The following is a 12,543-nucleotide window of genomic DNA, read 5'->3' on the forward strand; positions in this document are numbered from 1 at the left end:
AAACGATGGATTAGCTGGCGTTCTCGCCAAAATAGGATGAATAGGGCGGCAAAGAAATCACCTTGCCATCAATTATTGCATTGGTGCTGCGCGCCGCATTGGCAAAATCTGCAAGTTCGGACAATTCAATGCTGGCAGTTTGGTCACTCATGTTGAATATACACAATATTTTGACGCTGCCGAGCTGTCGTTCAAAAGCCAATATCTGCTCTGTCGCCTCGATAATTTGTATATCGCCCTCGCGTAAAGCAGGTGTCGCACTGCGGAAGCGCAGGAATGATTGATAGTGCTCAAGCACCGACCCATCGCCTTGCGCATTCACAGCACGGCGTTGATGTTCAACCGGGATCGGCAACCAAGTCTGGTTAGCGGTGGTAAACCCGGCTTGTCCACCTTCATGTTCCCACACCATTGGGGTGCGACAACCATCGCGGCCCTTATAGTTTGGCCAAAATTCAATGCCATATGGGTCGACCAAATCATCAAAAGCGACCTCAGCTTCTGGCAGCGCCAGCTCTTCGCCTTGATATAGACAAACAGACCCGCGCAACGAAAGCAGCAACTCGGCTGAGAGTTTGGCAAAGTCACGTTGGCGTTCTGGCGCAATGCCCCAGCGCGAAATATGGCGCATCACATCGTGGTTGGAAAAGGCCCAACACGGCCAACCATCGGTTAGAATGGCTTCGAGTTCGGTGATCTTAGTGGCAAAATATTTGGCATTGAAATCGCCGCCTAAAAAATCAAACGTATAGGCCATGTGCAACTTATCCCCGCCAGAGGTATAAGCTGCCATAATGTCCAACTGACGCTGGGCGTCACCAATTTCACCGACAGTGGTGATGTGGTCATATTCGTTGAGCAATGCGCGGAGGCGCTTTAGGAAAACAATATTTTCAGGACGGCTCTTATCGTTGATATGATCTTGCCAATTATAGGGGTTCACCGCCGGCGCGATCGTGGCGTTAATCTGGTCTTTTGGCAGAGCTGGATTGTCGCCCAAGCTTTGATTGTGCACATAAAAATTCACGGTATCGAGCCGGAAACCATCGACCCCGCGGTCAAGCCAGAACCGCACCTCGTCGAGCAATGCAGCAGTTACCTCTTCATTGTGGAAATTCAAATCAGGCTGACTGACCAGAAAATTGTGCAAATAATATTGGCAGCGACGCGGGTCCCACGTCCAAGCCGAACCACCGAAAATCGAAAGCCAATTGTTTGGTGGCGTCCCATCTGGCTTTGCATCTGCCCACACGTACCAATCCGATTTTGAATTGTTTGTCGAGGTGCGGCTTTGCTTAAACCAGTCATGCTGATCAGACGTATGGCTGATGACCTGGTCGATCATGACCTTCAACCCAAGCCGATGTGCCTCTGCCAAGAGCGCATCAAAATCCTCTAATGTTCCGAAAATCGGATCAACGCCACGATAATCAGATACGTCATAGCCAAAGTCTTTCATTGGCGACGTAAAAAAGGGAGACAGCCAAATCGCATCAACGCCCAATTTGGCGACATAGTCCAAACGAGCGGTAATGCCATTGAGATCGCCAATGCCGTCGCCGCTACTGTCTTGGAACGAACGCGGGTAAATCTGGTAGATGACAGCACCGCGCCACCAGTCTTTTTGTTTTGTCAGTCTGACGGCGGTGTGAGAATCAGGCTGGGTCATATGATTCATCAATGGTCTTTCTTGCCACTTCCTGTGGTGAACATGGCCGTTCTTGCCATTTTGCACCAAGTTGATTATCGTTGGTTTCAGGGCTTCCAAAACGTTTTGGTAGACTATTTCTAACCAACATGGATTGCCCTCGTCAACCATTTGTTGGAAGTTGGCAATGAGTTTTTGCCCCAGAGACCGCGCCGAGGCGGGATTAGTTGGGAAAATCGTTTGAGAAAAAATTCGCAAAGCAGGTCAATTGAGCAACAAAGAGCAAAATCAGGTGACAATAAAGGACCTTGCCCGCAAGCTTGATTTGTCAATAACGACCATTTCACGCGCGCTAAATGGCTATAGCGATGTGGGCGCAAAAACGCGCGAACGGGTGCAAAAGACTGCAAGAGAAATGGGCTATACGCCCAACCGGAATGCTCAGAGATTGGTGACGCAGCGGTCCCATTCCATCGGGTGGATAAAAGAAGATGGGGCACAATATTTTGTTGATCCGCATTTTGTTGAAGTATTTGCAGGGGTGCTGCGCGAGGTAAAGCACTACGATTATGATGTGGTGTTCGCATCTGGCAGCCACAAAGAGATCCCCCAACTTTTCAACCGGTACGTCAAAGATCAGAGTGTTGATGGATTCATTCTTGAATTGCCCCGCCCAAACGACGACCGCATCACTTATTTATTGGAGGCGGGCCAGCCGTTTGTCGTACATGGTAGCGAACAACGCGCTGACCAATATGCCTGGGTCGACATCGACAATTTTGGCATTTTTGAAACATTCGTCCGGTTGATGCTTGGTGCTGGGCATAAGAAAATCGCCTTCATCAATGGCGATGAACATTACACATTTGCTCTTGAGCGCAGATTAGGAGCCGAGCATGGACTTGAAATGATGGGGGAAAATCGTGACGCTTTAACGGTGTTCAATGCCGTGCACCCGATGGTTCATGCTGGCTACCAACTCACAAAAAAGGCCCTGGAAGACCCGCATGTAACCGCCATTCTGTACTCGTCCGCCGTTATGGCGGTGGAAGGGCAAGCAGCCATCGCCAGTTCGGGACGTGAAATCGGCAAAAACTTAGAAGTTGGCACGATGGATGACGAATTGCGCCATGTGGACCTCACCTCGCTGGAAGGGCAAATCAGTTTCGCACGCTCACCACTGAATGAAAGCGGGCACGCTTTGGTGCGGCAGTTGATGAAACAGATTCAAAAAAAGGGTCCACCTGAAGGTGAGCTGATCCCCGCCCGCTTCAGTCTACGGCCAAACTTGCCACGCAACTTGGTGCCCGCTCACTTTGTGGTGGAAGACACCTGAACTTGCTGTTTATCGAATTTCTAGCGCTTTGGTGTAAAAAATCGCCAGAATAGATTGTACGATAATGAACGCGATAAGCACTATTTGCACCGTCTCGTCACCCATCAAGAAATTGACAAGTGAGAGAATAGCTGCCCAAACATTGGCATTTGCGGCAAAGTGTCAGGACAGTTGGCTGGTTGTTTCATTGTTCACGCCGCCACCTTCATATGGAACAAATAATGCGTCCAGAAACTAACAAAGCGTTTGTGGACAGGACCCTCTGTTGCATGACAAACTGGTCTTGCGTCGCCAATTAATTAAAGAGAACGCCCCTCAAGTGGTCGAAATTGTCGACACAGTAGCAACATGGCCTTTTGCTATGGCGGGTGTGGCGAGCGATTTTTCCCAATGATTACATCAAGTTCTCCACCCAAAATTGAAGCAACATCGTTTATCTGAACAAGCCTGAACCCCACGTTCAGAAACCGTTCAGGCGCAATTCGCTTTTCTAGTTGTCATCGGGGCAGCCCAACAACGGGCAAAACATTTGGATTGGGAGCAAGGAAAATGAATACTCTAAAAATTACAATGAGCGCTGTTATTGTGGCAGCCGCCATTATCGCAACAAGTGGCGCAGCGTTTGCCGCCTCAGCACAATCGACCGCTGCGTTGAATGTACGTTCAGGGCCGGGAACATCTTACGGTGTAGTCGACACCCTTTTACCGGGCGAGACTGTTGAAGTGAATGAATGCGTATCCAATGGCTGGTGCTATATTGAGCACACAGGCCCTGATGGCTGGGTGAGCTCAAACTATTTGACCCCGGCAAGCGGTAGCGGCGGATCATCTGACCCTGATTGCGCATTTGCACTCACCATTACGCCGTCAGGTCCAAGCTTGACGCTTAAATGCGGTGATGCAGAAATTTCAACACCAACGCCTACACCAACGCCCCCACCTCCAGCCCCACCGGCCGGCAATGTGGCGTGCTTTTATACTGGCACAAACTTTACGGGTTCCGAATTCTGCCATGGTCCGGCTACCCTGAACACACTAGACGCAACATTTAACGACAATATTGCGTCTGTGAAATTACACGGTAGCGCAAAGGCTAAACTATGCCGAAACGCAAATTTGACAGGTATATGCCAGACCTACACGAGTTCAAAACCTGTGTTGCCGAACACTATTCGCAATAAGGCATCATCGGTGCGTGTATTCACTGGAATTGTTGTGCCACCTGTCTTTCCCGTATTACCAATTGCTCCGGTGACCTTTTCAACCGGTCCGATTAACTTACAGCAAACTTACACTGCGAACTTAGACAATGGCGCAATTGGTGGCGGTGGTGCAGACATCTGGTATCGTGCAGTAACCGCTGTACAAAAGTACATCAAGCCGATCAATGGCGCGAAACTGGCCGTCGGCGACAAATCAAACCGTGGATTTTCCGGCTGTAAAACTGAGGCATTCTCAACTGCCCAGGTCTCAATTTGGACCCTGCCCGTTGGCTCATATGTTTGTGTGAAAACCAACCAAGGCCGCATCTCTCAGTTCCGATTGAACGGCTATACTGGCACCACAATGAAGTTGGGATATACAACTTGGGCTAACTAAGTTGCCCGCAAAACACCAATTGAAAGGCCCGGGAGATTTCCCGGGCCTTTTTGGTTTGTTTGATTTGATCCAATGTTATTTGACCGATCCGGCCAATAGGCCGCGCACGAAATAGCGTTGAAGGGAAAAGAACACGATCAACGGCACAATAATGGAAATGAATGCCCCAGAAGTCAGGATTTCCCAATTGTCGCCGCGTGATCCGATCAGTTCGCGTAGGCGACCTGTGAGCACCAGTTCATTATCACCAGCGCCCAAGAATACCGTTGCGACCAAAAGGTCATTCCAGGTCCATAGGAACTGGAAGATGGCAAAACTTGCTAGCGCAGGGAACGAAAGCGGTAACACCATGGTGGTGAAAATCTTGAAATGCGACGCGCCGTCCATGCGCGCTGACTCCATGATCTCTTTAGGCAAACTGGCCATATAATTGCGCAACAAGTAGATCGCTAGGGGCAAACCAAAGCCCGTATGTGCCAGCCAGATGCCGATATAGGATTTGGCTTCAACACCAAAGAACGGCGCGACATTATTGTAGAGTTGCAGGATCGGAATGAGGGACATTTGCAGTGGCACAACCAATAGGCCCACAACCACCGCAACAATTATGCCGCGCCCGGGGAACTGCATCCAAGCCAACGCATAGGCTGCGAATGCCGCGATAAGGATTGGGATAATGGTCGCTGGAATGGTCACCGTAAACGAGTTGATGAAAGAGCGATCGATGCCTTCAGATTCAAGCACTTCCCAGTAGTTGTCCAGCGTGAAGCGCGGTGGAATTTGCGCCATATAGAGCACCCGTTGGCCACGCGAGAAATCAAACTTTGTGTCAGAAACCCAGCGGTAGGAACCGTCGGCATTTACCGTCAGCTCGCCTCCATCTTTTGGCGTGATGCTGGTGCCAACCGGGTTGTCGCCAAAACTATTATTGGTGAGGCCAAACGCCGAAATTGTGCGCCCCTGCTCATCTTCTGACAGCAAGTTGCCCAAAATGACAAATTTGCCATTTTCAACAATTTGAGCATCCGCTGCCAATGTGCGGCCGCCTCCGGTTCGTTCGGTGGTTGTAAGGGCTGACCACCAACCGGAGACGGTAAGCTGATCTTTGTCACGGATGGAGGAAACCAGCAGCCCTGCAGTGGGCAGCGTCCAGACAATGACCAGCAATAGAAGTGCGATGTGCGTGGCCAGCTTTGACCAATCAATTTTTGCCAATATGGAGGGTGAGTTAATCGGCATTTGTGCAACAGCGACATTTGCCATTATCGTGTCCCCTCTTCTTTGTTGGCTTCACGAATATTCCAAATCATAATCGGCAACACGGCGATCATAATCACCAATGCGATCGTAGAAGAACGCCCGAAATCCACGCCGCGCGTCAACCAATCAAACATAAGGTTCGCTAGCACTTGGGTGTCCCATTGGCCGTTTGTCATGGCCAAAACAATATCGAAAACCTTGAGCACGACGATGGTGATGGTGGTCCATACCACGATGATGGTGCCAAAGATTTGCGGGATCATGATGGAGAAGAAAATCTGCAGATCATTCGCGCCATCAATGCGCGCAGCCTCAAGCGTTTCCTCCGGGATGCCGCGCAAAGCGGCGGACAAGATCACCATGGCGAAACCTGTTTGAATCCAGATTAAAATCAGCATCAAAAAGAAGCTGTTCCAAATCGGAATTTGCAGCCAGACTTGGGGCTCGAACCCCATGCCGTTGACGATGGCGTTTAATATGCCAATCTGTTCGCTGTCGCCTGAGCGATAGTCGTAAACGAATTTCCAAATCACCGAAGCCCCAACAAACGAGATGGCCATGGGCATGAAGATCATTGATTTGGCGAAGTTTCCCCACCAGAGCTTGTCTGCCATCACCGCGACGACAAGACCAAAAACAGTGGCGCCAATCGGAACGATAATGAGCCAGAGCAAGTTGTTAAAGACCGACTGCAAAAAGTTGCCGTCCTGTATCGCCCAGATGAAATTACCCAAGCCAACAAAATCTTTTCCGCTTGAATCAAACAGGCTCAGCCACACTGTGGCGAACACCGGATAGATCAAATAGAGTGAGAGAAAGAATAGCGCGGGGAAAAGAAATATCCACGGGCGAATTGATGTACGAAGGCCGTCTTGCTTAGAGGTTTGATCGTCTCCACCCAGCAGACGGTCCAGGACCCAGTTTGCACCCCAAAAATAAAAAATACAGACGCCAACGCCAATGACAACTGTGGTGAGTGCGCTCAGCACTTGATCAAACATTTGGTCTCCCCCCAAAATATCAACACGAAATGCGCCAATATTGTGCACCGATAGTTTCTTTGTTGCCAGGAGGGAGCCGCTTTGGCACCCACCTGGCTATCTACTTTGGATCAGTTATTTGATCGAGTCCCAGCTGTCCTGAATGTCTTTTGCGACATCGGCAGCTGGTTTACCACCGGCATAATCAACCATACCAGTCCAGAATGATCCTGCACCCACAGCACCTGGCATTAGATCAGAGCCGTCAAAGCGGAATGTTGTTGCGTTCAACAAAATCTGGCCTTGGCCACGAAGAGTGTCGTTGGCATATTTGTCCAAATCAACACCTTTGTGTGGTGTCAGGAAGCCTGCACGCGCCATCCATATCTCATGGGCTTGAGGTGTTTTGAGGTAGTCGATCAAAGCACGAGCGCCTTTTGATTCTTTGGTAATGGCAAACAATGTGCCCGCACCAAGAACTGGCTTACCCAAGTCTTTCCCAGCATATGATGGGAAGTAGAAGAAGTCCGCGTCTGTGCCCAATTCAGTACCCTCAGGGAAGAAGGACGGAATAAAGGACGCCTGACGGTGCATGTAGCATTTAGGCGGAACTGAGAAGAGGCCTTTTGGGCTATCACGGAAATCAGTTGCAGAAACCGCAGCTGAACCACCGTCGACCCAAGCGTCGTTTCGGGCAAATTTGCCGAACTCGTCGATTGCAGCCACAACACGCGGATCGTTAAACGGAATTTCGTTTTTCACCCATTGGTCGTAAACTTCAGGTGGCTGGGTGCGCAGCATCATATCTTCGACCCAGTCTGTTGCTGGCCAACCGGTTGCGCCGCCCGAGCCCAAGCCGATACACCAAGGTGTGCCGCCATCAGCGACAATTTGATCGCTCAACGACAACAAGTCTTCCATGCTTTCTGGAACAGCATAGCCTGCATCTTCAAAGTTTTCTGGTGAATACCAAACAAGGCTTTTCACGTCGACTTTATAGAAGAACCCGTAATAATCAGGGTTTCCGTCAGCATTGGCATAGGTGCCAAGATCAACCCAGGATTGGCCCGCTGCGTAGTTTTCTTTTACCCAGTCGGAAGTCTGAGTGCCCAAAGGCACCAATAGCCCTTTAGATGCCAGATCTGCCGCCAACCCGGGTTGAGGGAAAATGGCAATATTAGGGGCAGAACCGGCCTGCGTATCAATTACAATTTGTTGTTCAAAACTGTCGGAACCGGCATAGTCAACTACTGCGCCGGTTGCCTCTTCAAACGGCGCGAGCACCGCTTGAATGTGTTCTTTATCGACCCCTAGCCACGGGCCAAAAACTTTGATGGTTTCACCCTTCAGGTCCATTACGTGGCTATCGGCAAACGCTGCCGCGCCACCTGCCAGCAACAATACCGCTGCTGAAACACCAGTGATTAGATTTTTATTCATGCATTCCTCCCGTCGCATGTCGAGCATAACTCAATAGTTCATTTGCACGACCATTCCATTGTGCTGTGTCCTAGCTCACGAGACCCGATTTTCACCTTGAATAAGGATTTCCAAAACGTTTTGGTAACTCGACCTAAGACCGCCCAAATGGTGGTTCTCCTTTAGGTTTGCATATCTTTTGGAAATTGCCAAGAGAAAACTGATCACACTTGAGGATGCAATTTTATCTTTTTATTACAATGCGATATGGCATAGTGGCACCAATATTTTGTAGGAATTTGGCAAACATTTGTCGTGTTAACCAACCAGCCTAGGAGACTGATCTTCCACAAATTCTGTGAAAGCACGTTTATAGAAATGCTGGCGCCAATTTTTTGCCAATTCTGGAATATTGGACAATTCCTTGGCGACATCTCGCGATAGATTTTGTTCGAACCGCGCCTTAATCAAGCGATCCAGTGGCCATTGCTCGACGGGCCGTTCAATCAACTTCAATTGATCCCCGACCTTGACCTCGCCTTGCTGCAATACCCGATAATACCACCCCGTCTTGCCGGTTTGTTGGACATGGCGAGCGATTTCTGGCACCCGGGTATGCATGTTGAGTTTCCAACAAGGTTGCCGCCCTTGCGATATTTGAACGCGGGCCGTACCGAGTTCAAAAATGTCTCCCAGACAGACATCGTGTTCCACAATGCCTGCGGTGGATATGTTTTCGCCAAAACTGCCAGCGCGAAAAGCAAATGACGTTTCAAACTTTTCTGATTGCCACGCTGAATAATGATCCGCCGGATAATGATGAACCGCTTTGTCTGGCCCCCCATGCAGACGCAAATCCGCCTGAGCATCCGACATAAAACCCGTTTCGATGAGCTGCTGCGTGCCATTGGCTTCAAACTTGGCGATCGCACTCGGCGGCTTACCCGGCCAACGTTCTTTGGCCTTTCCAACAAATAGGCCCATTACTGGTGTCGTAAACTTCATAAAATACTTTCAATAATTAAGGCTCGTACTCATGTTCATGGCAAGTTTGGTCGGCACCCTCTTTCGCCAATTTGATGCCCAACAATCGACAGTATGGCCGATTTGCCCGAGCAACATGATACTTACAGCTTTTACAAATTTCAAATCTTTTACCGCGCCAATGCGTGTAGTGTCATATGGGACATATTACTTAACAATTTTGTAATATGCGCAACATCTATTACATTTAATTGAACAATCATCTGGTCGGCTTGCGTGCAGTTCACCAGAGTCTGGCGGTCACCTTGCGTCAATTCCTAAGCCAACGGAACATTTATTCGCATTGAAATTATTTGCGTCGCGCAGCGTATTGACGTTGCATCTGGCGATTTAAGTTTGTCGGATGAAGCAAAATAGCAAAACCAATGTTGGCTCGAATCTTTTGCATCTCTAAGGTGGTGCTTCTTAAACACCAACTTGAGCCAACATTCATGCAATGGTCACCCCAACAAGATAAAGCCCTACTGGCTGTTGATGCCTGGTTAAAAGACAAAAACGGACCGCAAGTGTTTCGGCTTTTTGGCTGGGCGGGCACGGGAAAATCCACCCTTGCGGTGCATTTGGCGCAAGGGGTGGGCAGCGTTGTGTTTGCCGCTTTTACGGGCAAAGCAGCCCTTGTGATGCGCCGACGCGGGTGCGAAGGCGCATCGACCATCCACAGCCTGATTTACAAGTTTGTGAACGACAAACAAGGCGACCCGCAATTCAAACTGAACGATGATAGCGACGTGTGTGACGCCGAACTGATCGTAATCGACGAAGTTTCGATGGTGGGCCAACAATTGGCAGAAGACCTATTGTCGTTTGGCACAAAGGTGTTGGTGCTGGGTGATCCGTTTCAACTGCCCCCCATTCACGACACGGGCTACTTCACCGAGCAAGAACCAGATTTCATGCTGACCGAAATCCATCGGCAAGCTGAAGACAACCCAATCGTGCGCTTGTCATTGGAAATCCGTGAAAATGGCCGCCTAGATTATGGCACCTACGGCGAGAGCAAAGTGGTGCGCAAAAATCAGGTGGCGCGTGAAGAGGTGTTGGAGGCCGAGCAAATCCTTTGCGGCACCAACGCCACCCGCATTTCCTATAACGACCGCGTGCGGGCGCTGAAAAACCTGCCGCCGCAAACGCCAGTTGTGGGAGATCGCTTAATCTGCTTGCGCAACAACCATCAAAAGCAATTGCTGAATGGTCAACTCTGGATCGCAGAAGACGTTGAATATAAAGGCCTTGGCGTGCTCGACATGGTGCTAAACCCAGACGATGCAGGCGACCGCCTCAACCGCGCCAACGTCACCACCCACGAAAAATTCTTCCACGGCAAAGAAGCAGAGCTGGGCTGGGGCGAGCGCAAAAAATATGACGAGTTCTATTTCGGCTATGCCCTAACCGTGCACAAATCCCAAGGCAGCCAATGGGACAATGTGTATCTGTTCGACGAAAGCTGGGCCTTCCGCGAAGACCGGGCCCGGCATCTCTATACGGCGGTGACACGGGCGGCGGAGAAGATTACGGTGGTGCGGTGAGCGGCTGCACTGTGCGGCAGGAAACATAATTTCTTACCAGAGCGCACACCTGCCATTTGGCAGATTAATCAGTTGCATCGCAAAGTGTTGCATCGGGAATAAAACCCGAGATGTTTGTGGGTAACACAGTCGTTTTATCGACACACGCAAGTGACAGTTGGTTTTTGGTCAACCCGATTGAATCGGTAAAATCTGCGCCGCGCAAATCTGTGCGTTTGAAGTCAGCGTTCTTCAAAAATGTGCCCTCAAAATCGACGTTGTTGAATTGACTGCCTTCAAGGTCGGCACCCTCAAGGTTACTGTCTTCAAAGTCTAAGCCGTCAAAATTCACATCCTTGAGGGTGACACCTGCCAAATTCAAACCTTCCAGCTCAACTTGCAACCCTTGGATCAATGAGAGTTCATTCAGAAAATTCAACACCCGCCCTGCACGTTCACCAGTAATTGATTTTAGGACCGAATTTGTGTGCGCGCGGGCAATTGCACGTTCACTTTGGGAGAGGGTTTGACCCTGGCTATTTGTTAGAATTCCTGAGATGCGATCGATGTATGTTTGAACTTGAATGTCTTCTGAACGCCGAAGTTCAACTGCATTTACCGTCATGCTAATGGCCAGCGTTCCTATACCAAGACCGATTGAGTTCACCGAAATAGAAATCCAACTCCAAAGAGTTAGTTCACGGAACCCCATCCAAGCAGGGCGAAAAATGAACCAAACGCCGATGATGAACAGGATAAGTGCTAAAACACCAAGCGTGAATATAAATGCCATAATTTGACTTTCTAAACTAAAAAAAGCTTATGGATGGTTTCATGTTTTATCAAGGGCAAAGAAGCTGAATTGGGATGGGGCGAGCGCAAAAATATGACGAGTTTTATTTCGGCTACGCTCTAACCGTGCACAAATCCCAAGGCAGCCAATGGGACAATGTTTACCTGTTCGACGAAAGCTGGGCTTTCCGCGAAGACCGGGCCCGGCATTTGTATACGGCGGTAACGCGGGCGGCGGAGAAGATAACGGTGGTGCGGTGAGCCTTATGAAACCGAAGGTGGGCTGTGCGGACTTTTGAGAAACGAAGTGCCTACAAATCTAGGGGCTCCTGTTTATTGCACCTCCGACACCGTGCGCAGCGTCCCAAGGTGTTCGAGGTGTGCCATTTGAACGTTGGATTTCTTCAATCCCCATCCAAGTTTCGGGCCTATTTATCCCGTTACCGGCGCCATCAAATGCCATAACAATATACCTTAATTAGAAATTTGAGCTGAATGAAAATGCTCGTGTAAAAAACTTATTCTGCGATCCCTTAGATCACTTTTTGAATTGTGAATTTAATACCCTTGATGCCCGCTTGGTGGGCTGCATTGTAAAATGCTTCAGAAACCCAGTTGGTGCCAAAACTTGCCCGGGAATCGACCCAAATGTGATGACCCGCAACCTGCTCTAGGTTCACCACAAACTCCCCGCCCTCATATTTCCATTTGCCAGTTTTTTCATCAAACTTTGCAGTGGAATGCGTCCGATCAATACCATCGACACGGTTGCACGGATTGAACCAAAAGAAATCCGCGGCGTGGCTCTCGTCCTTTTTCCAAATGAGTTCGATCGGTTGAAACTGGTGAACACCCGGTTCTAACTCTTCGATCAGATCGCGCAGCTTGACACTAACAAGGAAATGACTCGCCATTTTTTGAAAATCGCCCAGATCACGTTTCCCGCCGCCCCAGCGAATT

The 12,543-nt window shown here is 49.5% G+C and carries 10 protein-coding genes and 1 pseudogene; 4 read left to right on the top strand and 7 right to left on the bottom strand.

The window, feature by feature from the left end; translation table 11 throughout:
- Positions 1 to 10 precede the first annotated feature (10 nt).
- The gene (locus tag ACJAZW_RS06485) at positions 11 to 1,669 is read right to left on the bottom strand and encodes an alpha-glucosidase family protein (RefSeq protein ID WP_415156247.1); all 1,659 of its coding nucleotides are present in this window, start codon (positions 1,667 to 1,669) and stop codon (positions 11 to 13) included.
- Positions 1,670 to 1,916: 247 nt separating this feature from the next.
- Between ACJAZW_RS06485 and ACJAZW_RS06490 the strand changes: the two genes are divergently transcribed.
- A complete protein-coding gene (locus ACJAZW_RS06490; protein ID WP_415156249.1) occupies positions 1,917 to 2,984 on the top strand; it encodes a LacI family DNA-binding transcriptional regulator in 1,068 nt (355 codons plus the stop codon).
- Positions 2,985 to 3,533: 549 nt separating this feature from the next.
- Positions 3,534 to 4,583, top strand: coding sequence for an SH3 domain-containing protein (locus tag ACJAZW_RS06495; protein ID WP_415156251.1), 1,050 nt, complete (start codon positions 3,534 to 3,536; stop codon positions 4,581 to 4,583).
- Positions 4,584 to 4,658: 75 nt separating this feature from the next.
- On the opposite strand, the gene ACJAZW_RS06500 is transcribed toward ACJAZW_RS06495, so the two are convergent.
- The 4 genes from ACJAZW_RS06500 to ACJAZW_RS06515 form a co-directional block, all read right to left on the bottom strand.
- Positions 4,659 to 5,822: a carbohydrate ABC transporter permease gene (locus ACJAZW_RS06500; protein ID WP_415156267.1), complete on the bottom strand. Its 1,164-nt coding sequence runs from the start codon at positions 5,820 to 5,822 to the stop codon at positions 4,659 to 4,661.
- 23 nt (positions 5,823 to 5,845) lie between these two features.
- Positions 5,846 to 6,844 carry a carbohydrate ABC transporter permease gene (locus ACJAZW_RS06505; protein WP_415156253.1) on the bottom strand — a complete coding sequence of 333 codons (999 nt, stop codon included), beginning with the start codon at positions 6,842 to 6,844 and terminating at the stop codon, positions 5,846 to 5,848.
- A 114-nt stretch (positions 6,845 to 6,958) separates the two neighbouring features.
- Complete coding sequence (locus ACJAZW_RS06510; protein ID WP_415156255.1) at positions 6,959 to 8,263, bottom strand: ABC transporter substrate-binding protein; 1,305 nt, start codon at positions 8,261 to 8,263, stop codon at positions 6,959 to 6,961.
- Positions 8,264 to 8,560: 297 nt separating this feature from the next.
- The gene (locus ACJAZW_RS06515) at positions 8,561 to 9,247 is read right to left on the bottom strand and encodes an MOSC domain-containing protein (RefSeq protein WP_415156257.1); all 687 of its coding nucleotides are present in this window, start codon (positions 9,245 to 9,247) and stop codon (positions 8,561 to 8,563) included.
- A 470-nt stretch (positions 9,248 to 9,717) separates the two neighbouring features.
- On the opposite strand from ACJAZW_RS06515, the gene ACJAZW_RS06520 reads away from it, so the two are divergent.
- Positions 9,718 to 10,812, top strand: a complete 1,095-nt coding sequence (locus tag ACJAZW_RS06520) for an ATP-dependent DNA helicase (RefSeq protein ID WP_415156259.1) — start codon at positions 9,718 to 9,720, stop codon at positions 10,810 to 10,812.
- Positions 10,813 to 10,876: 64 nt separating this feature from the next.
- On the opposite strand, the gene ACJAZW_RS06525 is transcribed toward ACJAZW_RS06520, so the two are convergent.
- Positions 10,877 to 11,584 carry a pentapeptide repeat-containing protein gene (locus ACJAZW_RS06525; RefSeq protein ID WP_415156261.1) on the bottom strand — a complete coding sequence of 236 codons (708 nt, stop codon included), beginning with the start codon at positions 11,582 to 11,584 and terminating at the stop codon, positions 10,877 to 10,879.
- Positions 11,585 to 11,659: 75 nt separating this feature from the next.
- On the opposite strand from ACJAZW_RS06525, the pseudogene ACJAZW_RS06530 reads away from it, so the two are divergent.
- Positions 11,660 to 11,844, top strand: a pseudogene (locus ACJAZW_RS06530) (ATP-binding domain-containing protein); the annotation flags it as partial.
- A gap of 272 nt (positions 11,845 to 12,116) precedes the next feature.
- Here the strand turns inward: ACJAZW_RS06530 and ACJAZW_RS06535 are convergent.
- Positions 12,117 to 12,543, bottom strand: a 427-nt coding sequence (locus ACJAZW_RS06535; RefSeq protein ID WP_415156263.1) for an imm11 family protein, incomplete at its 5' end; no start/stop codon positions are given.

Origin of the sequence: Maritalea sp. (genome assembly GCF_047634455.1) — a bacterium.
GTDB lineage: Bacteria > Pseudomonadota > Alphaproteobacteria > Rhizobiales > Devosiaceae > Maritalea.

Coding starts and splice junctions, on each gene's coding strand:
- ACJAZW_RS06485 (WP_415156247.1), bottom strand. CDS start 1,669: ATGACCCAGCCTGATTCTCACACCGCCGTCAGACTGACAAAACAAAAA.
- ACJAZW_RS06495 (WP_415156251.1), top strand. CDS start 3,534: ATGAATACTCTAAAAATTACAATGAGCGCTGTTATTGTGGCAGCCGCC.
- ACJAZW_RS06500 (WP_415156267.1), bottom strand. CDS start 5,822: ATGCCGATTAACTCACCCTCCATATTGGCAAAAATTGATTGGTCAAAG.
- ACJAZW_RS06505 (WP_415156253.1), bottom strand. CDS start 6,844: ATGTTTGATCAAGTGCTGAGCGCACTCACCACAGTTGTCATTGGCGTT.
- ACJAZW_RS06510 (WP_415156255.1), bottom strand. CDS start 8,263: ATGAATAAAAATCTAATCACTGGTGTTTCAGCAGCGGTATTGTTGCTG.
- ACJAZW_RS06515 (WP_415156257.1), bottom strand. CDS start 9,247: ATGAAGTTTACGACACCAGTAATGGGCCTATTTGTTGGAAAGGCCAAA.
- ACJAZW_RS06520 (WP_415156259.1), top strand. CDS start 9,718: ATGCAATGGTCACCCCAACAAGATAAAGCCCTACTGGCTGTTGATGCC.
- ACJAZW_RS06525 (WP_415156261.1), bottom strand. CDS start 11,584: ATGGCATTTATATTCACGCTTGGTGTTTTAGCACTTATCCTGTTCATC.